Raw genomic sequence first — 22,581 nt, forward strand, 5'->3', positions numbered from 1 at the left:
GCCGCGGTGACGTTCCCGTCGCGTGTCCAGTGGCCTGCGGATAGGCCGGAAGAAAGCCAGATGACGGCAGTTGCACCCGGTGCCGCGGGTCCTGGCGCCGGTACCGCTGCCGGTACCAGCGAGGACCTGCTCACCGAGACCTATCAGGCGCACTACCGCTCCTTGCTGCGGCTGGCCGCGCTGCTGCTCGACGATCTGTCGAGCTGCGAGGACGTGGTCCAGGAGGCCTTCATCCGGGTGCACGCGGCCAGGCGCCGGGTGCGGGAACCGGAGAAGACCCTCGCCTATCTGAGGCAGACCGTGGTCAACCTGTCCCGGTCGACGCTGCGGCGCAGGATCCTCGGGCTGCGGCTGCTGCCCAAGCCGATGCCTGACATGGCCAGTGCAGAAGAAGGCGCCTACGATGCGCTGGAGCGGGACCAGTTGAAGGTCGCGCTACGGGGTCTGCAACGCCGTCAGCGGGAGGTGCTGGTGCTGCGCTACTTCGTGGACATGACGGAGGCGCAGGTCGCCGAGACCCTCGGCATCTCGCTCGGTTCGGTGAAGGCGTACGGCTCACGGGGGCTCGCCGCGCTGAGGGTCCAGATGGAGGCCGGGCATGGCTGAGGACGGTCGGACGGTTGACGGCGGCGGCGCGGGCGTCCCGGCGTCGGCCGGTCACGAGGAGCGGCTGGTCCGGGAGCTGATGCTGCGGGCGGTCGCCGAGGTCCAGCCGGACCCCGGCGGACTGCAGCGCATCCGCCGGGCGGTGCCGCGGCGGAGGGCCGCCCGGCGCGGGGCCTGGACCGGCGCCGCCGCCGTGGCCGTGGTCGCCTCCTTCCTCCTGCCGGCCCTGCACACCACGGACCACCTCGGCCTGTCCGGCGGCCCCGGCTCCTCCGGCGTGGGCAGCGGCAGTGTCTCCCCGAGCGTCGCCGGCACCGTCCCCGGCGGAGGTTCCGGCGGCGCCCACCGGCCGCCGGTCTCCGACAGCGGGACCTCGACCGCCCCCGGCAGCCCGTCCGGCAGCGTCGACGGTGGGGCGAGCGCCGGTGCGAGCAGCACCGGTCAGCTGCCCGGCACCTTCGGCCCGAGCCCCGCCGCCACCGGCGGCGGGACCGACGCCCCGGTCCTGGACCTGTGCACCCGGGCCGACCTCGGACAGGGCACCGCGCAGCTCGGTGCCCCGGACGCGGACGGCCGGGTCTACGGCTCCTTCACGATGACCAATGTCTCCGGACGCAGCTGCCGGCTCGGCGGGCCCGGATCGGTCACGGTCACGGGCCGGACGGGAGCCGGCGGCACCACCGGCAGCACGGGGGCGGACAACGCGAGGATCCGGATCGCCTTCCACACCGCCGGAGACCCGGCGACCGGTCTGCCCGCGCCCGGGCCCTCGGCCGGCCCTGCGGCGGGGGCCGACGCCGGGAGCAACGGCCTCGTGCTCGCGCCGCGCGCGGTCTACCGGGTCGACATCGCGTGGATCCCGGACCCGGCGGGCTGTCCCGTCCCGAGTGGGACGACCTCACCGAGCGCCTCCGCCGGTTCCGGGGGAGCGGGCTCGACCGGTGGCGCCACGGCGGGCGGGGCGAGCGGCGGCGGGGCGGCCGGTGGCGGTGCCACCGGGTCCGCGGTGGGTGACGGCGGCGCGACCGGCGGCCCGGGGACGGGCGGGGGCGGCGCCCTGCCGGGGGCCGGCGGTCCCGGCGGTGCGGGCGGCCCGAGCACCACGGGCTCCGGTTCCGGTTCCGGCTCCGGGTCCAGCTCCGGTGCGGGTTCGAGCGGAGGCACCGGCTCGGGTCCCGTCGGCATCGCGGCGACCGGCGCCCGGCCGGGCGGGCCGGGCACGTCGACCGGTGCTCCCGTCGGGGCGAGCGAGCAGAGCGGGGCGACCGGGGCGACTCCGGCGGTCGGTCCCACCGGGTCGCCGAGCACGGCCCCGCAGCCGAGCGGCACGACGACCGGGGGGAGCACCGGGACCCCGAGCCCGTCCGCGACCCCGGTGCCCGGGCCGAGCAGGGCCTCGTCGAGCGTCACCCTGGCGTACACCCCGGCCCCGGGCAATCCGACCGCCGCCCGGGTCGTCCTGGCCGATGCCTGCGCGGGCACGGTCTACCGCACCGCGCCGCGGGTCGTCGCGCCGGACGCCCAGGCCCCGACGCCCGGCGCCTCGCCGTCGGCGGGGTGAGGACGGCGGGGTGAGGACGGAGGGGTGAGGGCGGCGGGGGCGACCTCCGCGACCTCCGCGACGTCCGCGACGTCCGCGACGTCCGCGGCCTTCACGACGTCCGTGACGTCCGCGGGGTGACCGCCTCGTCGGCCCCCGCCGGAGCCGCGCGGGAAGTCGGCGGGGCCGACTTTCCGGTCCGAGGTGGGGGCCTGGGGACGGGCGGAGTGTGAGGAGTGGTTACCGTGGGGGGTGTGTACCGGTTTCTCCTCACCCCGCGCTGGCTGAGCGGCACCGCGCTGGCCGTGGCGGCCGTCGCGGTGTGCGTCTGGCTCGGCTCCTGGCAGCTCGGCCGGTTCGAGGACCGCGTCTCCTCGCACGAGGAGATCAGCCGGGCCGTGAACGACGTCGGCGCGCCCCGTCCGCTCGGCGAACTGCTCGCCGCCGACCGGCCGCAGGTCACCACCGACACCGTCGGCCGCGCCGTGACGGTCACCGGCACCTTCGACCCGCAGCACCAGCTGCTGGTCCCCAACCGCGTGCTGGACGGTCGGCAGGGCTACTACGTGCTCACCCCGCTGCGCACCGACGACGGCCGGACGGTCGCGGTCGTCCGCGGCTGGGCGCCCGGGACACCGTCGGCCGGGGCGTCCGCGCCCGGGGCCCCGGTGGACACGCCCACCGGCGAGGTGACCCTCGGCGGCCGGCTCCAGGCCGGCGAGACCAGCGGCAGCAACGGCGCCGTGGCCGGCGGTCTCCCGGAGGGGCAGCTCGGCACCATCAACCGTGCCGCCCTCGTCAACAAGCTCGCCCTCGACGGCTGGTACGACGGCTGGGTGTCCGCCGACGTCGCGCCGGAGGGCCTCACCCCGGTGCCGACCGTCCAGCCGCAGGGCGGTGACGGCCTCTCCCTGCGGGCGTTCCAGAACCTCGGCTACACGCTGGAGTGGTTCGTCTTCGGCGGTTTCGTGGTGTTCATGTGGTTCCGGCTGCTGCGCCGGGAGGCGGAGGCCGAGCAGGACCGGGCCCTCGGACTGGACCCGGTCCTGGACTGACCGACGACTGCGGCGCGCCCCGGCCCAGGGGCGCGCCGCAGTCGCGTCAGCGGGTCGGCTTGGCCGGCGGTACGGCCGGTACCGCCGGGGCCGCCGACTTGGGCGGCAGCACCGGCGACGGTGCCTTGCCCGACGGCGTCGGGGCCGCCGCCGTGCCCGACGGCGTCGGTGACGGCGAGCCGGTCGGGGACGGCGAGGCCGTCGGCGGCGGGTTGTCGCACCGGCGGGCGTTGTTGTTGCCGCTGCCGTTGGAATCGTCGTCCGAGTCGTACCGGTCGGTGTGGTGACGCGTCGTGCGGCCGCTCTTCGAGCTCTTGGAGCTCTTCGACCCCTTCGAGCCCGACTTGGCGAGCAGCACCACACCGCCCTGCTCCCCGACCCCGCCACCGGCCACCGCCGTGCGGAAGGCGGCCTTCACCGCCGTGGAGGCGGCCGCCGACGGAGCGACGGCCACCGGAGGGGACGACGAGGGCGGGGACGACGGCGCGGCGGAGGACGGCGAGGAGGACGGCGGACAGGCCGCGCTCCCGCCGCCGTCACCGCCGTCCTGCCCCGAGCAGCCGGTGAGCACCAGCGCCCCGGCCACCCCCGCCCCCAGGATCGTCAGCAGGCGTCTCACCCGTGTCCCCCGTTCGCCACTACTCGATGTCCGCCCGATTCTCGCCGACCGGCAGGCCGCCGAGGTGCCGGCGGACGAAGTCGATCTCCAACCGCAACTGCTTGATCCGCTCGTCCACGACCAGCGAACCGTGCCCGGCGTCGTACCGGTACACCTCGTGCGGCTTGCCGAGCCGCTCCAGCTCCTCGACGTAGTTGTCGATCTGCTTGATCGGGCAGCGCGGGTCGTTGACCCCGGCGCTGATGTAGACCGGCACCGCGACCCGGTCGATGTACGTCAGCGGGGAGGAGGCGGTCCAGCGCTCGGGCACCTCCTCGGGCGTGCCGCCGAAGAGCGTGCGGTCGATCGCCTTCAGCGCCTCCATCTCGTCGTCGTACGCGGTCAGGTAGTCCGCGACGGGAACGGCGGCGACGCCGAGGCTCCACAGCTCGGGCTGCACGCCGAGCCCGAGCAGCGTGAGGTAGCCGCCCCAGGAACCGCCGGCCAGCACCAGCCGGTCCGGGTCGGCCAGTCCGCTCTCCACCGCCCAGCCGCGCACGGCCGCGATGTCCTCCAGCTCGATCAGGCCGACCCGCTCGCGCAGCGCGTCCGTCCAGGCCTGGCCGTAGCCGGTCGAGCCGCGGTAGTTGACCCGGACCACCGCGAAGCCGTGGTCCAGCCAGGCGGCCGGCCCGGCCGCGAAGGAGTCGCTGTCGTGGTGGGTCGGACCGCCGTGGACCTCGAACACGGTCGGGAACGGGCCCTCGCCCGCCCCGGCCGGCCGCTGGACCAGCGCGTGCACCCGGCCGCCCGGCCCGTCCACCCAGACGTCCTCGACCGGCACCGAGCCGGGCGGGACGGCACCGGGCGCGCGCAGCACGACCGTGCCGGCGGTGGAACGGACGGCGGACGGGTCGGCGGCGGAGGACCACAGGAACTCCACCGTGCCGTCGGGGCGCGGGGTGGCGCCGCCGACCGTGCCGCGCGGGGTGTCCAGCCGGGTGAGCACGCCGTCGTCCAGGGAGTAGGAGAACAGCTCGCTGCGCGCCTCGTACTCGTGCTCGATCAGCAGCGCGCGGGCGCCGGGGCGCCACTGGGCGGAGAGGTCGCCGGGCAGCTCGCGGCCCTGCTCGTCGCGGAGCGCCAGGGCGGTCTCCTTGCCGGTCGCGACGTCCCAGATCATCGGCTCCCAGCGGCCGGTGCGCTGGTGGGCGACCAGCAGCCGGGTGTCGCCGTCGACGGGCGCGAAGCCCAGGCAGGCGACCCCGCGCGGGTGCTCGTGGCCGGTGACCTCGTCCAGCTCGGCGACGGTGGGGACGGCGGAGACGCCGTCGGTGGCGGTGGCGTCGTCGCCGGAGAGGCGGACGACCCGGATCGCGCCGTGCATGGCGTCGCCGTGCTCGGTGTGGTCGATGGCCAGCAGGGTGCCGTCGTGGCTCAGGTCGCCGACACCGCCGTACTCGGCGTGCCGGTAGATCTCGACGGCCTCGGCCGCGCCCGGGCGGCGCAGGTGCAGGGTGGTGCCGTCCTCGTCGGTGGACCGGCCGACCACCACGGTGCCGTCCCGGCCCAGGGCGAGACCCGCTTCGTAGGACGGGGCCAGACCGGGGACGGCCTCCTCGTCCGGACCGGTGGCGCCCTCGGGACGGCCGGCGAACGGCTGGCGGCGCCAGACGCCGTACTCGTCGCCGTCGCTGTCGTCGAACCACCAGATCCACTCGCCGTCGGGGGACAGCTCGGCATCGGTGGTGCCGTTCGGGCGGTCGGTGGCCCGCCGGTGGGTGTCGGTGGCGCGGTCCCAGGCGTAGACCTCGTAGGTACCGCTGGAGTTGGACACGTACAGCGCCCGGTCGGGGGCGTCCTCGGCCCAGTCCGGCAGGGAGACCCGTGCCGCCCTGAACCGCTGCTCCCACGCCGGAACGGCGCTCTTCTCCTCGCTCATCCACCCACCCAACCAGATCGGGGCGAGGAAACGGAACGGGACGGGGAAACGGGGGAGGGGAGGGCCGGTGCGGCCCTCCCCTGCCCCGTTCCTCCGGGCCTCGCGCTCCTGCGGGTCCTGCCGGTCCTGTGGGTCGTTCCGGTCCTGTGGGTCGTTCCGACGGTTCCGGTCCTTCCCCGGCCCGTTCACCCCGTCCGGCGGGGCAGCAGCTGGACCAGGCCCACCAGCAGCACCTCCAGGACCGCCAGCGCTCCCAGGCTGCGCCCGAAGGCGGTGGCCGGGTCGGCGGCGCCGTAGTAGAGGATGCCGATCAGCGCGACCCCGAGCGCCCCCGCCACCTGCTGCACGGTGGCCACCAGGCCCGCGGCGGAGCCGGCCAGCCGGGGTTCGACGCCGGCCAGCACCAGCGAGGTCACCGGGGCGATCACCAGCCCCATCCCGAGCCCGTCCACGAACAGGCCCGGTGCCAGCCACCAGACGCTGCCGGTGGTGCCCGTCAGGTGCACGGCCAGCCAGAGCAGGCCCAGACCGGCGGCCATCAGCAGCCCACCCAGCGCGATCGCCTGCCGGCCGAGCCGGGCGGCCACCCGGTGCGCGGCGGTGGAGGTCAGCAGGTAGCCGAGGCCGATCGCGGTGAAGACCAGGCCCGCCCCGAGCGCGTCCAGGCCGAGGCCCGGCTGCAGGTAGAGGGCGAGCACCAGGAAGAACGAGGCCTGGCCGAGCCAGAAGACCAGTTGGGCGAGCAGACCGGTGGTGAAGGCGCGGTCCCGGAACAGCCGGGTGTCGACCAGCGGCGAGCCGCCCGACCGCCCGCGCCGGTGCTGATGAACGGTGAGGAGTACGAGCAGCGCCGCAGCCCCGGCCAGGCAGAGCCCGGTCCACAGCGGCCAGCCGCTCTCGCGGCCCTGGATCAGCGGCAGCACCAGGCCGGTCAGGGCGAGGGTGACCAGTACGACGCCCACCGGGTCGAGTCCCGGCCGGTGCGGGGCGCGGGACTCGGGCAGGCAGCGCCGCACCAGGGCCAGGGCGGCCACGCCGACCGGCAGGTTGAGCAGGAAGCAGCTGCGCCAGTCCAGGCCGAACAGGTCGGCGCGGATCAGCACGCCGCCGATCAGCTGGCCGAACACCGCTCCGAGCCCCATCGTCAGCCCGTACATCGCGAACGCCCGGGCCTGCGCCGCGCCGCTGTACGCGGTCCGCAGGATCGCCAGCACCTGCGGGCCCATCAGCGCCGCCGCCAGCCCCTGGGCGACCCGGGCGCCGACCAGGGTGCCCGCCGTCGGGGCCAGGCCGCAGGCGGCCGAGGCCAGGGTGAACAGGGCCAGGCCGAGGCCGAACGTCCGGCGGCGGCCGTACCGGTCGCCGAGCCGGCCGGCGGTGATCAGCCCGACGGCGAGGGCGAGGCCGAAGCCGGCGACCACCCATTGGACGGCGGCGGGGCCGGCTCTCAGGTCGGTCTGGAGGGAGGGGATGGCGACGTTGACGACGAAGACGTCGAGGGCGGTCATGAAGGTCGCGGTCAGCAGGACCGGCAGCAGGCCGCGCGGGGCGGGGGCGGCAGCGGCCGGGGCGGCGGTGGTGCGGGTGGTGCGCCGGTCGGTGCTTCGGTCGGTGCTTCGGTCGGTCAGGGTGCTGGACATCGTCTGCTCCGGGTCGGTACGTGGCGGGAGTGCGTGCGGCGGGACATGGCGGGCGTTCCGGGACCAGGGCCGGGGCCGGGGCGGGGCGGGCGCAGGTGTCGCCCGCCCCGGTGGGTACTGCCGGCGGTCGGAGGAGGCCGACGGCTCAGGCGCCGGGGACGCGGTCGAGGAAGCCGTGCACCGAGGCGATCCGGCCCTCCGCGTCGGCGACCAGCACGTCGAAGCCGATGACCAGCGGCTCCTCCCCGGCCGGGCCGAGGTTCCACGTGAAACGGGCGATGTCGTGGTGGGCGTCGACCGGGCCGAGGGTGAACACCAGGCCGGGGAACTGCCCCTGCGCCGCGCCGATCAGCGCGTCGACGCCCTCGCGCCCGGTGACGGCGGCCAGCGGGTCGGTGTAGCGGCCGTCCTCGGCCCACGCCTCGTCGATCAGCTTCCGGCGGGCGGCCGGGTCGGTCTCGTTCCACGCGGCGAGGTAGCGGGCGGCGAGCTGTCCGAGGTCGGTGGGCAGGTTGGCGTTCATGGTCTTCTCCCTTGTCCGGTGCGGTGGTTGGTGCGGTGCTCGGTGCGGCGGCCGGTGGGCCGTTCCCGCTGGTCGAAAACTTACGGACGCCGGCCGGCGGGCGAATCGGTCACGGATAGGTAGGGGGTACCGAGGTGGGCGCCAGTAGGGTCGAACCCGCCGGACACGGGGGTCGGCGGGGAGGGGGACCGGGGTGCTGTACGGACGGGAACGGGAGCGGGCCGCTGTCGACGCGCTGCTCGACGGGGCGCGTGGCGGTCGCAGTGGCGTCCTGCTGCTGCGCGGCGAGCCGGGGATCGGCAAGACGGCCGTGCTGGAGTACGCGGTGGCGGCGGCCGGCGACGGGTTCCGGGTGGTCCGGGCGACCGGTGTCGAGTACGAGGCCGAACTCCCCTTCGCCGGACTGAGTCTGCTGCTGTCGTCCGGCCTGGACCGGCTGGACGCCCTGCCCGGCCCGCAACGGCGTTCGCTGGAGGGCGCGTTCGGACTCGGCGAGCCGGCCGGTGGCGCCGACCGGCTGCTCACCGGGCTGGCCACGCTCGGGCTGCTCGCCGAACTCGCCTCCGAGCAGCCGCTGTTGTGCGTGGTCGACGATGTGCAGTGGCTCGACCGCTCCTCGCTGGACGCCCTGCTGATCGCGGCCCGCCGGCTCCAGGCCGAGGGCGTCGCCCTGCTGCTCGCCGCCCGGGACACGGGGGCCGGGGAGGGCGGCCCGGCCCGGCCGGGGACGGCGGTCGGACCGCTGGCCGGCCTGCCCGAGCTGCGGCTCACCGGCCTGGCCGAACCGGACGCGGTCCGCCTGCTCGACGACCGTTCGGGAGCGGCCCGCACCGGACCTGCCCTGACCGGTCCGGCCCGTCGCCGACTGCTCGCCGAAGCCGCCGGCAATCCGCTGGCCCTCGTCGAACTGCCGTCCACCGAGGCTGACTTGGCGTCGGGCGGGCTCGCCCTCACCAGTCGGCTCCGGATCGCCTTCCACGGCCAGGTCACCGGTCTGCCGCCCGCGACCCAGACCCTGCTGCTGGTCGCCGCGGCCGAGGAGAACGGCGAGCTGGACGTCGTCCTGGCTGCCGCCGCCGCGCTCGGGGCGGGCGCCGACGCGCTGGAGCCCGCCGAACGGGCCGGACTGGTCGCCGTCGGCACCGACCGCCGGTTCGCCTTCCGGCACCCGCTGCTGCGCGCGGCCGTCCTCCAGCGGGCCCCGCTCCAGCAGCGGTTGGCCGCCCACCGGGCGCTCGGCGAGGTTCTGGAGGAGGGCGACCGGCGGACCTGGCACCTCGCGCTCGCCGCCACCGCGCCGGACGCCGGACTCGCCGACGCGCTGGAGCGGACCGCCGCGCGGGCCGAGGCCCGGGGCGCCCACGGCGGCGCGGCCGCCGCGTACGAGCGCGCCGCCGGGCTCACCCCGGACCGCGACGGTGCCACCCGCCGCCTGGTGCTGGCCGCCGAAGCCGCCACCGAGGAAGGGAAGTTGGAGCTGGCCGAGGCGCTCGCCGACCGGGCCGGCGAGCGCACCGACAGCGTCTTCGCGCACGCGCTGCTGGACCAGGTCCGGGCCGTCGCGCACTTCTGGCGCGGCGCCTACCCGGCCGCGTACCGGCTGCTGCTGGACGCCGCCGCGACCGACATCGAGCCCGCGCACGCGGCCCGGATGCTGCTGCAGGCCTTCCACGCCGCCTGGTACGTCGGCGAGGAGCCGGTGGCCACCGTGCTCGACCGGCTGGCCGCCCTGCCGCTGGGCGCGGACGAACCGCTCGCCCCGCTGGCCCGGCACCTGCCGGCCGCCGTGCTGCCCGCGCTGGGGCGTCCCGCCGGCCCCCTGCCCGACGTCCGCGCCACCGCGGCGGCGGCCCGGAAGGCCGGGGCGGAGAGCCCGGTCGACCTGGTGCAGCTGTGCGGGGCGACCCTCGTTCTCGGCCGGGATCACGAGACGCTGGAGCTGGCCGCCGAACTCACCGCCGAGGCCCGCGTCAAGGGGACGGTCGGGGTGCTGCCGACGCTGCAGTTCTTCCTCGCCGAGGCCGAACTGTTCCACGGCCGGCACCGCGACGCCGAGGTGACGGCGACGGAGGGCCTGGCGCTCGCCCGGGACACCGGCCAGGCCCAGTGGACCAGCCAACTCGCCTCGCTGCTGGCCTGTGTGGCGGCCCTCGCGGGGGCCGACGAGCGGTGCGCGGAGCTCGCTGCGGCGGCGCTGGTCCCCGGTTCGGCCGCGCCCGCCGCCGGGGAGCCGTGGGCGCACTGGGCGCGCGCCCTGCTGGACCTCGGCCGGGGCCGCGCGGCGGCGGCCGCCGACCGGCTGCACACGCTCACCACCGGGCCGTACCGGCACCATGTCGGCGCCACCCGGGCCGTTCCCGACCTGGTCGAGGCGGCCGTCCGGCTGGGCGAACCGGAACGGGCGGCCGAGCCGTACGAGCGCTTCGCCCGCTGGGCGGCCGCGGCCGGGACGCCCTGGGCAGAGGCCCTGCGACTGCGCTGCCAGGCGCTGCTCGGGCCGGACGAACTCGCCGAATCCGCCTACCGGGCGGCCCTCGACCTGCACGAGGGTGCCCACCGTCCGTTCGAACGCGCCCGCACCGCGCTGCTGTACGGCGAGTGGCTGCGGCGGGAGCGCCGCCGTACGGACGCCCGCCCGCATCTGGGCGCCGCCCTGGAGGTCTTCGAGCGGCTCGGTGCCGAACCCTGGGCGGACCGCGCCCGCACCGAACTGACCGCCACCGGCACCGCCGCCCCGGCCCCGGCCGCCGCCGAGGGCGCGCTGACGGTGCTCACCCCGCAGGAGCTGCAGATCGCCCGGCTGGCGGCCCGGGGGCTGACCAACCGGGACATCGCCGCGCAGCTCTTCCTCAGCCCGCGGACCGTCGGGCACCACCTCTACAAGGCCTATCCGAAGCTGGGGATCGCCTCGCGGACGGAGCTGGCGGCGCTGTTCCGCGCCTGACCCCGCCGCTCCGATCCCATTGCAACGGTTCGTGCGGCGGGGCATTGCATTTCGACTTCGGATCCATTGCAACGAATGGAAATCTGCCCAGTATTTACGGGCTTGGCTCTTCATTTGGCGTTGACGAACCCATGAACGCAATGTAGCTTCCTCAGTGTTCAGAAGTTCACGAACACAACAGGGCGGGGAAGGTCAACATGACCAGCAGCAACGGCGGCTTCACCGACGAGGGCCTGCGCAAGGTGCGCGAGGTGCTGACGCGGCACGTCGAGTCCGGTCGGATCCCGGGCGTCGTCGCCCTGATCGGCCGGGGCGGGCAGACACACGTCGAGGCCATCGGCACCATGCGCCACGACGGCGGCGCGCCGATGGGCCGGGACACGATCTTCCGGATGGCCTCCACCTCCAAGCCGGTCACCATGGCCGCCGCCGCGGTCCTGCTCGACGAGTGCCGGCTCCGGCTGGACGACCTCGTGCAGACCTGGCTGCCGGAGCTCGCCGACCGCCGCGTCCTCAAGCGGATCGACGGCCCGCTCGACGACACCGTGCCGGCTCGGCGACCGATCACCGTCCGGGACGTGCTGACCTCGACCTTCGGCCTCGGCATGGACATCACGGCGCTGGGCAGCCCGATCATGGGCGCGATCATCGAGAACGGCCTCACGCCCGACCTGCCGCAGCCGATGCCGGAGCCGGACGAGTGGCTGCGCCGCCTCGGCACGCTCCCGCTGATGCACCAGCCCGGTGAGCGCTGGCAGTACCACATCGCCAGCGACCTGCTCGGCGTGCTCGTCGCCCGGGTCACCGGCCAGTCGTTCGAGAGCTTCCTCCGCGAGCGGGTCTTCGGTCCGCTGGGGATGACGGACACCGGCTTCCACGTGCCCGCCGAGAAGATCGACCGGCTGCCCGCCCTCTACGCCCCCGACCCGCAGACCGGCGAGTTCCACGTCTGGGACGAGCCGGCGGACGGCCGCTGGAGCAAGCCCCCGGCGTTCCCCGGCGGTGGCGGCGGCCTGGTCTCCACCGTCGACGACTACCACGCCTACTTCCGGATGCTGCTCGACGGCGGGCTGCACGGCGGCGAGCGCGTCCTCTCCCGCCCGGTGGTCGAGCTGATGACCACCAACCGCCTCACCCCGGAGCAGACCGCCCTGCGCGAGACCCTGGCCAAGGACAACGTGCACCTGTCCTACGGCCAGGGGCAGCACGGCGGCTGGGGCCTCGGCTCGGCGGTGCGGACCTATCGCGGCGACTACGCCCCCGTCGGCCAGTTCGGCTGGGACGGCGGCAGCGGCACCTCCACCTACGCCGACCCGGAGCACGGGCTCGTCGGCATCGTGCTCACCCAGGTCGGGATGACCGTCCCCGACTCGGCCCGTCTGATCCACGACTTCTGGACCACGGTCTACCAGGCCGTCGACGCCTGACCGGGCCGTGCGGTCGCGGCCCGGCGGCGAGGTGGCCGTGCGGCTAGGCGGAGTGCCGGAGGGTGCCCCCGACCCGGACGGCCAGGTCCCGGCCGAGCGCGTACGCGGCCGAGACCAGCGTCATGTGGTGGTGCCAGCCGGTGTACGAGCGGCCGGAGAAGTCCAGCAGGCCGAAGTCCGAACCGAGCCGGTCCACGGTGCTCCGGGTGGCCGAGGCGGCGTCCAGCAGCGCGAGCACGCCCGGGGCGTCCTCGGCCAGATCGGTCAGCCAGTACCGCCGCGGCCCGCCGTCGCCGTCGCACCGCGCCCACAGCCGGTGCACCGGCGCCGCCGACGCCGCCGACGCCACCGAGGCCGGTGCGGCCGCCGGGCCGGGCGGCAGCACGGGGGTGCCGCGCAGCACCGCCACCGTGCCCGCCGCCGTCCGCGACCGCCACCGGGGGAACAGCGACTCGGCGGCCACGGCACCCTGTCGCACCCGCCCGTGCCGGCCCGTGGTGGCCTGCAGCACGGGCCGGACGGCCTGGCCGCCGCGGACCTCCAGCAGGTACGGGACGGAACGGCGGGCGAGCGCGGCGGCCAGCCGGATCGGGTCGTCCGCCGCGTCCAGGCCGGCGACCAGCGGCGCCACCGGATGGTGGGCGGCGAGCCGGTCCACCATCCCGACCAGCAACTCGCCCGCCGGGAGCGGGGCGACCTCCCCGGGGATCCGGGCCCGGGCGCGCCGCTGCGGGTCGTCCGTCCAGCTCGGGTCGAGCAGCAGAGACCAGTCCACCGGGACGGCATCCCGGTCGGTGGCGACGAATAGACCGCATGCGGCCTGGCACTTGACGGTCCGGCCGGTCGCCGGGTCGAACCGCCGATGGACCCCCACCACCTGGTCGCCGCGCTTGGGGACGACCGCGAGCCCGGCGGTCCAGGCCCGCACCGGGCGCGGCCCGGCGGCCAGTTCGGCGAGCACCCGCCGGGCCGGACGCCAGTCCCAGGGGCTGCCGTTGATGAACTGCTGGAGCGAGAGCGAGACGGTGGCCGCGGCGGCCGGCCCGCTGGTCAGGCTGGCGGCCATGTTGGCCAGCGACTTGCGGCCGGGCGCCGCGAGCAGTCCCTGCAGATAGGCCCTGGCCCAGCGACGCTGGTCGGTCCGGCCCAGATGGGCGAAGACCTGCTCGGCGAACCGGGAGACGGCGGCTTCGCCGACCAGTGAGAGGGGTTGCGCGTCCATGTGATGAGCTCCCCGGGGTGGTGTGGTGCCGTGAGGTGCCGTCCTCGGGAGGATAGTGAACGATCGCTTTGTTCCGACTCCCCTCCGCGCCCCGGAACCGCTTTGGCGAATTCCGGTATCCCGGTGGCCGACGGCCGCGCAACGCACACGGTCAAATGTTCGGCACAGAAGGCCGGTTGAGCTCCACCCCCGCCCCCGGACCTCCTCCGGAGCGGCCGCCATGCAGTGCGCCGGCGTCTCCAGACCGACCTCGTCCAGCACCGGCGCCACACCCCCGGGCCCGGCCGACCGCCCACGGACAACCCCCGGATTCCCACCCCACACCCCGGCGACCACACCCCACGAGCCCGACCCCGCTCGGCCCGGCTCCGCCGGCCCACACCTCGTACGGCCCGCCCCCTGGGCTGTCCCTGGATTCCTATGTGTCACTGGGCCCGTGCCAGCCCAGCCCCGAGTAGTGCTCACGGTGATACGCGAGATGCTCCCGATCGACCTGATGGCCGGGAGCTTCGCGCAACTGCCCGATGACCGATCCCGAAGACCGGTCGGTAACGGTCAGATCGTCATCGATGATCAGCATGCCGAAATCAAAAAGGGTGTGATGGTTGGGGCAGAGGCAGAGCACGTTGTCGGCAATGTCAGGCCCGTGGTGCGGGCGCCCGAGTCCCCGAATGTGAGCGGCCTCTGCATAGGGGTAGGTCGGGGCGGTGAGACGCGTTCCGCACACCTGGCAGTGGAAGTCGTGCACCTTCTTGACGTAGTTCGCCACGGCAGTGCTCCGGACAATGCGCTGGGCCGTGGCCTCCACACGTGACGGCGTCTCGTTGCCGGCAGGCACGTCGAGTGTTGCGGCAGATCGGGCGGGCGTCGCAGGGCCGGTGAGCTGAACGAGCCGGAAGCGCCAGACGAGGTATCCGGAACGCCCCTGTTCGGACCAGTAGTCCTCGACCCGGAAGAGCCCGTCGTAGCGGTAGTGCCGTGCCGACGAGCTGCCTTTCCGCTCCTTCTCCGCGCGAATGACGCGCACCGGGGCACCTGTGGCGAGACTGGTGACCAGGGCAGCATTGCCCAGAGTGAGCTTCTGGTCGCGGACCTGCTGACCGGAGCCGGGGTCGCGCCCACCCTGCCCGGTGTAAATGAGGATGTCGCCGTAGTCTTCGTCGTCCTCGTAGCCGCCGGACACGACTATGGACTCCGCCCCACTGTCCTTCGTGCCGCAGATTCCCGCTTGAAGTGGCCGGTGGACCCGCGCCTCGGCGAGCTCCTTCCGGTTCGGGAAGGTCTGGCCGTCGCTGACACCGGGGACTGCCCCGAAGCCGTCGAAGACAGCGGTGCCCCTGTGGATCTGCTGCAGGAGATCTTCGGGCTTGGAGGATTCGAAGAAACGATCCGTCAGTCTGTCGACGACCTGCTGTCGTGCGACGGGGTCGGTCGCCATGAGGGTGTGGAACGACTCGGTGAGGCCGCCCTGCGGATTCTGTTCCAGAAGCCAGTTCTTCAACTGCGAGCCACGAGCCGTCGGGACGTCGCCGTCAACGTCCTTGAGCTCCCAGAGGCTCGATCGACTCAATGCAACGAACGGGTACTCCGGTGAGGGGTCCGAGCCGTGGCGTCCATAGCGCTTCAGCAACTGGTGGAGCTCACCCTGTACCTCGCTCCACGACGCCAATCGCGGCTGGCCGGTGGCTGCCCGCGCGACGGCCCACAGCAGGGTGATCGGTTGGTGAAGTGCCGGCTTGCCGGAGGATCGGTCGACACGGAGGGCATCTATCGCAGCGCAGAACTCGTCACCGGGACGTGCCGGCACCATGGGACTCTCCTGTCGGTAGGCGATCATCGCGTGATGAAAAGGATTGGATGATCACAGGCCGTGGGTGACCTGTTGGCTCAGAATCTTGAGGGTTGCTCACTCGGGTCGGTCATCCAGGTCGGCACTCAGAACGCCGGAGGGCCTGTCGGTCTCTCCGACAGGCCCTCCGGACCGGGTCGGGACGGCTGGCTGCAAACCCATGGCCGCTTCGTTCCGAAGCCGGTCCGGCACTGCTCAGCCGGAGCCCCTCACTGACGCCAGCGCTCGCGTTGCTGGCGCACGCAGTTGAGGTCGATCTTGTGCTGGGGGTGGGTGCGGAGGGGCCCTATCGCGATGCCTCCCTTGATGACGATGAGGTCGTCAGTCAAGACGATGGCGCCTGCGTCAAGCATGACGTGGCAGTTCGGGCAGAGGCAGAGAACGTTCGCGGCGATGTCAGGCCCGTTGTGAGGACTGCCAAGCGCTTGGATGTGGGCGCCCTCGCTGTAGCTGCCGCCGGGGACCTCGATGCGCAACGCGCAAACCTGGCACCGGTTGTCGTGCCAGGCCTTGACCTGTCGCTTCACGGCGCTGCTACGGACGATGCGCTGCACTGTACTGGTGGTCCGGTCGGGTGTTTCGTTTCCGGCGGCGGGCTGGTCGGGGTCGTCGTCGAACGGGAGTTCGTCGACCGCGGGCAGGTCTGCCTCGTCTGCAGGAGCGGGGATCGGCGTGCCCTCACAGGCTTCCAGGCGGAACTGCCAGATCAAGTGACCGTCGATGCCGAGCTTGCTGCCGTACCCCGTGACGCGAAACAGTCCGTCGTACCGGTAACCCGTCTTGGGCGCGTACTTGGAGTCCTTGTGCGCCCCGCGCAGCACTCGGACGAGAAGCCCTTCCAGGTAGCTGGTGACCAGGGCGGCGTTCCCGGGGTCGTCCAGAGTTTGGTCGGCAACCTGGTTCTTCGACGAGTCCTGTCCACCATGGCCGGTGTAGACCACTACGTCCCCGTAGTCCTCGTCGTCCTTGTAGCCACCGGAGAGGACGATCGACTCGGCGCCGGTCGCCTTCGTGCCGCAGATGCCGGCCTGTGGCGGACGGTGCACTCCCGCCTCGTGGGCCAAACGGCGGGTGCTGAACTCCTGGCCGACGTAAGCGTCGGGCGGCTCGCCAATCATGCGTCCAGCCTCGCACAGCGTGACGACAACCTGCCGGCGATTAAATCCGCGCACGGAGGAGGGCCGTCGTCCGCCGGTCGGGCCCCTCGTGAACTGCGCCACAGCTTCGTGTCCGCGCTCTCGGACAGCGGCGTGCCCCTGGAAGAGATCTCTCGCTTGATCGGCCACTCCAGTACGGCAGTCACCGAAGAGGTCCACCGCCGCCGGATCCGCGCGATGATCCGGACCGGGGCAACGGTCATGTACGACCTGTTCTCCCAGGATCCTGAGGCTTGGTCACTCAGGTGGGTACGCAAAACGCCAGAGGGCCTATCGGATCTCTCCGATAGGCCCTCTGGACTGGGTCGGGGTGGCGGGATTTGAACCCACGGCCTCTTCGTCCCGAACGAAGCGCGCTACCAAGCTGCGCCACACCCCGGTCTTTCTGTTTGTCGCTCCGTCTCCTTCGCGACGAGTAGAACTCTACCGGACGCTCGCCGAGAGACGAAATCCGGTTTCTCGGCGAGCGGGGCGGGTGGGTCAGTGGGGGGTCGGGGTGAGGGTGAGGAGGGTGGCTTCAGGGGGGCAGGCGAAGCGGACGGGGGTGTAGCGGTTGGTGCCGCAGCCGGCCGAGACGTGGAGGTAGGAGCGGCGGCCGCCGGCCTGGTGGGTGGAGAGGCCCTTGACCCGCTTGGCGTCGAGGTCGCAGTTGGTGACCAGGGCGCCGTAGAAGGGGACGCAGAGCTGGCCGCCGTGGGTGTGGCCGGCCAGGATCAGGGGGTAGCGGTCGGCGGTGAAGGCGTCGAGGACCCGAAGGTACGGGGCGTGCACGACGGCGAGGGAGAGGTCGGCGTCGGGGGAGGGGCCGCCGGCGACCTCGCTGTAGCGGTCGCGCCGGATGTGGGGGTCGTCCAGGCCGGTGAACTCCAGGTCGAGGCCGGCGACGGTGAGGCGGCCCCGGGTGTTGGTGAGGTCGAGCCAGCCGGCGGCGTCGAAGGCGTCGCGGAGCTTCTCCCAGGGGTTGTGGACGGCGCCGGTGATGCCGCGGCGGGCGGTGCCGTCGGCGTTGTTCATGCCGTGGCTGCCGGTGCGCATGGCCTGGAGGTAGCGGGCGGGGTTCTTGCGGGCGGGGCCGTAGTAGTCGTTGGACCCGAAGACGTAGACGCCGGGGAAGTCCATCAGTGGGCCGAGCGCGTCCAGGGTGGCGGGGACGCCCTCCGGGTCGGAGAGGTTGTCGCCGGTGTTGACCACCAGGTCGGGCCGGAGGCCGGCGAGGCTCTGCAGCCAGCGCTGCTTCCTGCCCTGGCCGCTCACCATGTGGATGTCGGAGACCTGCAGTACCCGGATGGGTCGGGCGCCTCGGGGGAGGACCGGGACCTCGACCCGGCGGAGGCGGAAGGAACGGACCTCGTACCCAACGGAGTAGGCGAGGCAGGCGGCGCCGGTGGCGGCGATTCCGAGGGGAACGGAGTACAGCGGTCGCATCGGTCCATGCTCTCAGACGGCGGATCAGCAGGTGAACTGTCGGGGTGCGCCCGGGGACACGTCCGGTCACCCCTCGGGTCGTTCGCGCCGGGCGCGCAGGGCCCGGACCTTGTGGCGGTTGCCGCAGCGCTCCATCGAGCACCAGCGCCGTCGGCCCGGTCGCGAGGTGTCGACGAAGAGCAGCTGGCAGTCGTCGGCGCCGCATTCGCGGATCCGGTCCGCGTACGGGCCGGTGAACAGGGCGATGGCGTCGCGGGCGAGGGTGGAGGCGAGCTGGTCGCCGTCGCCGGGCAGGGGCGGCGCCGCGGTGCCGTCGGGGGCGATCTGCGGGGCGAGCGGCGGCCGGGCGGCGGCGCGGTTGAGCACCGTGTGGTCGGCGGGATCGGCGGGGGCGCGGCCACCGCTCGCGCGGGCCGCGGTGAGGCGCCGGAGGGCGTCCCGCAGGGTGCGGACGGCGGCCAGTTGGTCGTCGCTGATCCGGACGGCGTCCGCCGGCAGGCCGAGCCGGGACTGTCCGAGCCACTCCAGCAGGCCGGACGGCCGGTGCAGGATCTCGTACCGGGCGTAGGGGCCGGGGCCGCCGGTGGGCAGCAGTTCCAGGCAGAGCGCGCCCGGGTCGAAGTGGAAGCGTGCTCCGCCGGGGTAGTGCAGGACCAGACCGGGGCTTCGCTCGTCCGTCATGTAACCAGTTTAAGAGGTTATCGATGGTGAGGGAAGGGCGCAGGGGAGGGGGAGCGGACGGGCGGCGTTAATGGTGGGCACCGGAACGTGGCAGGTGGGAGACTCGGGGCCATGACGACGCTCAAGGAGCAGCTGCACCAGGACCTGACGGCTGCCATCAGGGACCGGGACGAGCTGCGCTCGTCCACCATCCGGCTCACGCTGTCGGCCGTCACCAGCGAGGAGGTGGCGGGGAAGACGAAGCGCGAGCTCTCCGACGCCGAGGTGCTCAAGGTGATCGGCCGGGAGGCGAAGAAGCGCCGGGAGGCCGCGGAGGCGTTCGACAACGCCGGCCGGGTCGAGCAGGCCGCCCGTGAGGTGGCCGAGGGCGAGGTGCTGGCGGGTTACCTGCCGAAGCAGCTTTCCGACGACGAGCTGACGGCCATCGTGGCCGCCGCCGTCGCCGAGAGCGGCGCGGTCGGTCCGCAGGGCATGGGCGCCGTGATGAAGCTGGTGCGGCCGAAGGTCGACGGCCTGGCCGAGGGCGGCCGGGTGGCCGCCGCGGTGAAGTCCGCCCTCGCCGGCTGACCGGTCCGCTGAGCGGCGCCAGGGCAAGGGCAAAGCGGAGAACGAAGAAAAGAGGGGCGCCCCCCGAGCGAGATGCTCGGGGGGCGCCCCTCTTTTCTTCGTCCTGCCGGAGGCCGCGAGGGCCGGCCGCTCAGTGGTGGCCGCGCCCGTTCCCGCCGCCGTCGTTCCCGCCGATGACCCCCGGCGGGAAGGTGAACCCGCCGCCGATCAGGCCGCCGGCGTTGGTGCCGGGGGCGCCGGGGTTGCCGGCCGGGGGCGGCGGGTTGCCGCCCGCGTTCGGGTCGCCGCCCGCGGGGGGCGTGGCCGGGGCGGTCGCGCCCGGGGTGGCGTTCGGGTCCGGCTTGGGGGCCGGGTCCGGGATGTCGATGGTCTGGAAGGTCTCCTTCGGGGAGCCCTTCAGCGCCGCGTCCATGGCCATCTTCCAGATCGGGCCGGGGCCGGTGGCACCGAAGACGCCGTCGGCACCGTAGTAGGTCTCGCCGATCTTCATGTTCTTCATCTCGACGCCGCCGGTGGGGCCGCCGATCCAGACCGCGGTGGCGAGCTGCGGGGTGTAGCCGCTGAACCAGGCGGCCTTCTTCTTGTCGGTGGTACCGGTCTTGCCGGCGATCTGGCGACCGTCCTCCAGGCCGAGGGTGGCGCCGGTGCCCTTCTCGGTCACATTGAGCAGGACGGTGTTCAGCGCGTCGGCGGTCTGCTCGGAGAAGGCCTGGGTGCAGGCGGTCTGCGGGACCTTGATGTCCTTGCCGTCGACCGTGCTGATCTTGTTGATCGCGATCGGCGTGCAGTGCTTGCCGCGGGCGGCGAAGGTCGCGTAGACGTTCGCCATGGTCAGCGGCGACATCTCCTTGGTGCCCAGGGTGATCGAGGGCACCACGTCCAGCTTGGCGCCGGAGGCGGTGGTGGTGATGTTGAGCTTGTCGAGCATCTGCTTGACGGGGCAGAGCCCCATGTCCTGCTCCATCTGAACGAAGTAGGTGTTGACCGAGAGGGCCATCGCCTGCTTCAGCTCGTAGGGGCCGACCTCGCTCTTGCTCTCGTTCGGGACGTATCGCTCGTTGCCCTTGTAGGTGTTCTTCCAGGTGCCTTCGCAGGTCTTCATCGTCGGCCACTCGATGCGGTTCTCGGACGGGTACGGCTTGGTGGGCGCCATCCCGTTCTCGAGCGCGGCCGCGGCGATGATCGGCTTGAAGGTCGAGCCGGGCTGGAATCCGTTGCCGCCGCCCATCGCCGCGTCGACGTTGAGGTTGACGACGGTCTGGTTCTTGGACGGCTCCAGGCCGTACGAGCGGGTCTGGGCCATCGCCAGGATCTTGCCGGTGCCCGGCTCCATCATGGTGGCGGCGGCCGACACCGGGTCGGTGACCTTGACCTTGCCGGTGACCGCGGCCTGGGCGGCGGCCTGCTTGTCCGGGTCGAGGGTGGTGTAGATGTTCAGACCGCCCTGGTCCCAGAACTTCTTCCGCTCGGCGGCGTTCTTGCCGAAGGCCGGGTCCTGCTTGACCACGTGCCGGACGTAGTCGCAGAAGAAGCCCATGCCCGCCTGGGCGGTGATGCAGCCGTTCTGCGGGTCCTTGTACTTCAGGCCCAGCGGGGCGGCCTTGGCCTCCTTGGCCTGGTCCGCGGTGACGTGCTTGTTCTCGACCATCTTGTCGATCACGGTGTTGCGCCGCTTCACCGCGTTGTCCGGGAAGCGCACCGGGTCGTACTGGGACGGGTTCTGCACCAGGCCGGCCAGGGTCGCGGCCTCGGCGATGGTGAGGTCCTTGTTGCTCTTGCTGAAGTACCGCTGGGAGGCGGCTTCGATCCCGTAGGCCTGGTGACCGTAGAAGGTGATGTTCAGGTAGTTGGTGAGGATCTGGTCCTTGGTCAGATCCTCCTCCAGCTTGATCGCGACCTTCAGCTCCTGGATCTTGCGGCCCAGGGTCTTGCGCTGGGCCTCCAGGACGGCGGCCTGGTCGTCGCCGGCCTTCTCGACGTTGACGTTCTTCACGTACTGCTGGGTCAGCGTCGAGGCGCCCTGGGAGGCGGTGCCGCTCTCCGCGTTCTTGCTGATCGCGCGGAGCACGCCCTTGAGGTCGACGGCGCCGTGGTCGTAGAAGCGGGCGTCCTCGATGTCGACCTGCGCCTGGCGCATGTAAGGGGACATCTGGTCGGCGGTGAGGACGGTGCGGTCGCGCTCGTAGACCTTGGCGATCAGCCCGCCCTTGGCGTCGAAGATCTGGGTCGCCTGGGTGAGCGGCGGCGTCTTGAAGTCGTCCGGGATGTTGGAGAAGCCCTCCGCCGTGTTCTTGGCGGTCAGGCCGAGCGCGCCGACGGCGGGCAGGGCCATGCCTGCCAGCAGTACTCCGGACAGCACGCTGACCCCCAGGAACTTCACTCCGTGTCCCGCGTAGTCGAGCGGTGACCCGCGGCGCTTGCCGCGCGGAGCTCCGGTGTTGCCTGGGGGCTGGGGTGCCTGGGGGCGCTTCGGTGCCATGGGGAGAACCCTACGTTGCCGAATGCCGCACACCGGGGCAGGTGTTCGCCTAGGCTTGTCACAAGCTTGCGACAGCTTCGCTGCGTCAGCATCGATCACTCTTGTGAGTGATGAGAATTGCCCGAATTATCTACCTTCAGGGCGTTTTTGAGGCAGCTGATGGCGGCTGCACCCCTGTGTCCGGTAGCGCTGTGTAGTGGTCCGCGTGGCGAGAGTGGTGAACGCGGACCTGGCAATGCTTGCGACCTGCGATCACTCCAACGAGTGAGCTGATCGCCACCCATAGTCCAATCGGGTCATTCGAGATTGAGCCCGAAGGGGCTGTTGCAAGCTGTCGTTCTTCCGTAACGTCCTCAACTGGCAACGGTGAATATGCCGTTGCCGCCGTGGGGGAGCCTCGATTCGGGAGAGGACGGCGCCGGCATGGGCTGGGTAGACGACTGGAGTGCGCAGGCCGCCTGCCGCACGAGTGATCCGGACGAACTGTTCGTCCAGGGGGCGGCGCAGAATCGCGCCAAGGCGGTGTGCAGCGGGTGCCCGGTGCGCACGGAATGCCTGGCGGACGCCCTGGACAACCGGGTGGAGTTCGGGGTCTGGGGCGGGATGACCGAGCGCGAGCGCCGGGCGCTGCTGCGCCGTCGGCCGACCGTGATCTCGTGGCGGCGGCTGCTGGAGACAGCCCGCACCGAGTACGAGACCTCGCTGGCCACCGGCGTGATACTGACGGACTACGCCCAGGCGGGCTGAGTCACCGCCGCACGGGCTTCGGCCGCACGGGCTTCGGCCGCACGGGCTTCGGCCGTGCGGAGCACGGTCGGCGCGCACCAACCCGGGTCGGGGGGCTCGGGTCCGGAGGTCCGGGTCGACGGCCCGGACCGGTGCGACAACCCGGGCCGGTCCGAGAACCTGGACCGGCCCCGCCGAGT

At 73.1% G+C, this 22,581-nt stretch carries 17 protein-coding genes, 1 tRNA gene and 1 pseudogene; 8 read left to right on the forward strand and 11 right to left on the reverse strand.

From position 1 onward, the window contains the following. The first annotated feature begins 60 nt into the window (after positions 1-60). From IF01_RS0108205 to IF01_RS0108220, 3 genes are all read left to right on the forward strand, one after another. Positions 61-606, forward strand: coding sequence for a SigE family RNA polymerase sigma factor (locus IF01_RS0108205; protein ID WP_045941962.1), 546 nt, complete (start codon positions 61-63; stop codon positions 604-606). Continuing rightward, entirely contained in the window at positions 599-2,167 is a 1,569-nt protein-coding gene (locus tag IF01_RS48125; RefSeq protein ID WP_051755013.1) for a hypothetical protein, read from the forward strand. Before IF01_RS0108205 ends, IF01_RS48125 begins: the two co-directional genes overlap by 8 nt. 233 nt (positions 2,168-2,400) lie before the next feature. Continuing rightward, complete coding sequence (locus IF01_RS0108220) at positions 2,401-3,201, forward strand: SURF1 family protein (protein WP_030392627.1); 801 nt, start codon at positions 2,401-2,403, stop codon at positions 3,199-3,201. Between the two features lie 46 nt (positions 3,202-3,247). Here IF01_RS0108220 and IF01_RS48130 read toward each other — a convergent pair whose 3' ends face one another. From IF01_RS48130 to IF01_RS0108240, 4 genes are all read right to left on the reverse strand, one after another. Further along, positions 3,248-3,820 (reverse strand): hypothetical protein, encoded by a 573-nt coding sequence (locus IF01_RS48130; protein ID WP_157855180.1) that lies wholly within the window; start codon positions 3,818-3,820, stop codon positions 3,248-3,250. A 19-nt stretch (positions 3,821-3,839) separates the two neighbouring features. Continuing rightward, the gene (locus tag IF01_RS0108230) at positions 3,840-5,741 is read right to left on the reverse strand and encodes a S9 family peptidase (protein WP_051740684.1); all 1,902 of its coding nucleotides are present in this window, start codon (positions 5,739-5,741) and stop codon (positions 3,840-3,842) included. 185 nt (positions 5,742-5,926) lie between these two features. Continuing rightward, the gene (locus IF01_RS0108235; RefSeq protein ID WP_030392630.1) at positions 5,927-7,381 is read right to left on the reverse strand and encodes a DHA2 family efflux MFS transporter permease subunit; all 1,455 of its coding nucleotides are present in this window, start codon (positions 7,379-7,381) and stop codon (positions 5,927-5,929) included. A gap of 145 nt (positions 7,382-7,526) precedes the next feature. Next, on the reverse strand, positions 7,527-7,904 hold the full coding sequence (locus tag IF01_RS0108240; RefSeq protein ID WP_030392631.1) for a nuclear transport factor 2 family protein: 378 nt from the start codon (positions 7,902-7,904) through the stop codon (positions 7,527-7,529). A gap of 193 nt (positions 7,905-8,097) precedes the next feature. On the opposite strand from IF01_RS0108240, the gene IF01_RS0108245 reads away from it, so the two are divergent. Both IF01_RS0108245 and IF01_RS0108250 read left to right on the forward strand, forming a co-directional pair. Continuing rightward, on the forward strand, positions 8,098-10,848 hold the full coding sequence (locus tag IF01_RS0108245) for a helix-turn-helix transcriptional regulator (protein ID WP_030392632.1): 2,751 nt from the start codon (positions 8,098-8,100) through the stop codon (positions 10,846-10,848). Positions 10,849-11,045: 197 nt separating this feature from the next. Then, the gene (locus tag IF01_RS0108250; protein WP_030392633.1) at positions 11,046-12,275 is read left to right on the forward strand and encodes a serine hydrolase domain-containing protein; all 1,230 of its coding nucleotides are present in this window, start codon (positions 11,046-11,048) and stop codon (positions 12,273-12,275) included. Between the two features lie 43 nt (positions 12,276-12,318). Here IF01_RS0108250 and IF01_RS0108255 read toward each other — a convergent pair whose 3' ends face one another. The 3 genes from IF01_RS0108255 to IF01_RS0108265 form a co-directional block, all read right to left on the reverse strand. Next, positions 12,319-13,497 carry an IS701 family transposase gene (locus IF01_RS0108255; RefSeq protein WP_051755014.1) on the reverse strand — a complete coding sequence of 393 codons (1,179 nt, stop codon included), beginning with the start codon at positions 13,495-13,497 and terminating at the stop codon, positions 12,319-12,321. Positions 13,498-13,915: 418 nt separating this feature from the next. Beyond that, positions 13,916-15,334, reverse strand: a complete 1,419-nt coding sequence (locus IF01_RS0108260; protein WP_244215462.1) for a YDG/SRA domain-containing protein — start codon at positions 15,332-15,334, stop codon at positions 13,916-13,918. Positions 15,335-15,555: 221 nt separating this feature from the next. After that, entirely contained in the window at positions 15,556-16,464 is a 909-nt protein-coding gene (locus IF01_RS0108265; protein ID WP_030392636.1) for a YDG/SRA domain-containing protein, read from the reverse strand. Between the two features lie 84 nt (positions 16,465-16,548). Here IF01_RS0108265 and IF01_RS51890 point away from each other — a divergent pair. Further along, positions 16,549-16,731 (forward strand): annotated as a pseudogene (locus IF01_RS51890) (site-specific integrase); the annotation flags it as partial. A 77-nt stretch (positions 16,732-16,808) separates the two neighbouring features. Here the strand turns inward: IF01_RS51890 and IF01_RS0108270 are convergent. The 3 genes from IF01_RS0108270 to IF01_RS0108280 form a co-directional block, all read right to left on the reverse strand. After that, positions 16,809-16,882, reverse strand: a tRNA-Pro gene (locus IF01_RS0108270). Positions 16,883-16,983: 101 nt separating this feature from the next. Next, entirely contained in the window at positions 16,984-17,928 is a 945-nt protein-coding gene (locus IF01_RS0108275) for a metallophosphoesterase (RefSeq protein ID WP_030392637.1), read from the reverse strand. Positions 17,929-17,994: 66 nt separating this feature from the next. Further along, positions 17,995-18,609, reverse strand: coding sequence for a CGNR zinc finger domain-containing protein (locus IF01_RS0108280; RefSeq protein WP_030392638.1), 615 nt, complete (start codon positions 18,607-18,609; stop codon positions 17,995-17,997). 111 nt (positions 18,610-18,720) lie between these two features. On the opposite strand from IF01_RS0108280, the gene IF01_RS0108285 reads away from it, so the two are divergent. After that, positions 18,721-19,176 carry a GatB/YqeY domain-containing protein gene (locus IF01_RS0108285; RefSeq protein ID WP_030392639.1) on the forward strand — a complete coding sequence of 152 codons (456 nt, stop codon included), beginning with the start codon at positions 18,721-18,723 and terminating at the stop codon, positions 19,174-19,176. A 130-nt stretch (positions 19,177-19,306) separates the two neighbouring features. Here IF01_RS0108285 and IF01_RS0108290 read toward each other — a convergent pair whose 3' ends face one another. Further along, the gene (locus tag IF01_RS0108290; protein ID WP_078879768.1) at positions 19,307-21,655 is read right to left on the reverse strand and encodes a transglycosylase domain-containing protein; all 2,349 of its coding nucleotides are present in this window, start codon (positions 21,653-21,655) and stop codon (positions 19,307-19,309) included. Between the two features lie 423 nt (positions 21,656-22,078). Between IF01_RS0108290 and IF01_RS0108295 the strand changes: the two genes are divergently transcribed. Then, a complete protein-coding gene (locus tag IF01_RS0108295) occupies positions 22,079-22,402 on the forward strand; it encodes a WhiB family transcriptional regulator (RefSeq protein ID WP_037779213.1) in 324 nt (107 codons plus the stop codon). Positions 22,403-22,581: the final 179 nt, after the last annotated feature.

The organism is Kitasatospora purpeofusca (assembly GCF_000718025.1).
In the GTDB taxonomy this organism is placed as follows: domain Bacteria; phylum Actinomycetota; class Actinomycetes; order Streptomycetales; family Streptomycetaceae; genus Kitasatospora; species Kitasatospora purpeofusca.

Excerpts from the sequence above, each read along its gene's own strand:
- IF01_RS0108205 (WP_045941962.1), top strand. The coding sequence starts at position 61 with ATGACGGCAGTTGCACCCGGTGCCGCGGGTCCTGGCGCCGGTACCGCT.
- IF01_RS48125 (WP_051755013.1), top strand. The coding sequence starts at position 599 with ATGGCTGAGGACGGTCGGACGGTTGACGGCGGCGGCGCGGGCGTCCCG.
- IF01_RS0108230 (WP_051740684.1), bottom strand. The coding sequence starts at position 5,741 with ATGAGCGAGGAGAAGAGCGCCGTTCCGGCGTGGGAGCAGCGGTTCAGG.
- IF01_RS0108235 (WP_030392630.1), bottom strand. The coding sequence starts at position 7,381 with ATGTCCAGCACCCTGACCGACCGAAGCACCGACCGAAGCACCGACCGG.
- IF01_RS0108240 (WP_030392631.1), bottom strand. The coding sequence starts at position 7,904 with ATGAACGCCAACCTGCCCACCGACCTCGGACAGCTCGCCGCCCGCTAC.
- IF01_RS0108250 (WP_030392633.1), top strand. The coding sequence starts at position 11,046 with ATGACCAGCAGCAACGGCGGCTTCACCGACGAGGGCCTGCGCAAGGTG.
- IF01_RS0108255 (WP_051755014.1), bottom strand. The coding sequence starts at position 13,497 with ATGGACGCGCAACCCCTCTCACTGGTCGGCGAAGCCGCCGTCTCCCGG.
- IF01_RS0108260 (WP_244215462.1), bottom strand. The coding sequence starts at position 15,334 with ATGATCGCCTACCGACAGGAGAGTCCCATGGTGCCGGCACGTCCCGGT.
- IF01_RS0108265 (WP_030392636.1), bottom strand. The coding sequence starts at position 16,464 with ATGATTGGCGAGCCGCCCGACGCTTACGTCGGCCAGGAGTTCAGCACC.
- IF01_RS0108275 (WP_030392637.1), bottom strand. The coding sequence starts at position 17,928 with ATGCGACCGCTGTACTCCGTTCCCCTCGGAATCGCCGCCACCGGCGCC.
- IF01_RS0108280 (WP_030392638.1), bottom strand. The coding sequence starts at position 18,609 with ATGACGGACGAGCGAAGCCCCGGTCTGGTCCTGCACTACCCCGGCGGA.
- IF01_RS0108285 (WP_030392639.1), top strand. The coding sequence starts at position 18,721 with ATGACGACGCTCAAGGAGCAGCTGCACCAGGACCTGACGGCTGCCATC.
- IF01_RS0108290 (WP_078879768.1), bottom strand. The coding sequence starts at position 21,655 with ATGGCACCGAAGCGCCCCCAGGCACCCCAGCCCCCAGGCAACACCGGA.
- IF01_RS0108295 (WP_037779213.1), top strand. The coding sequence starts at position 22,079 with ATGGGCTGGGTAGACGACTGGAGTGCGCAGGCCGCCTGCCGCACGAGT.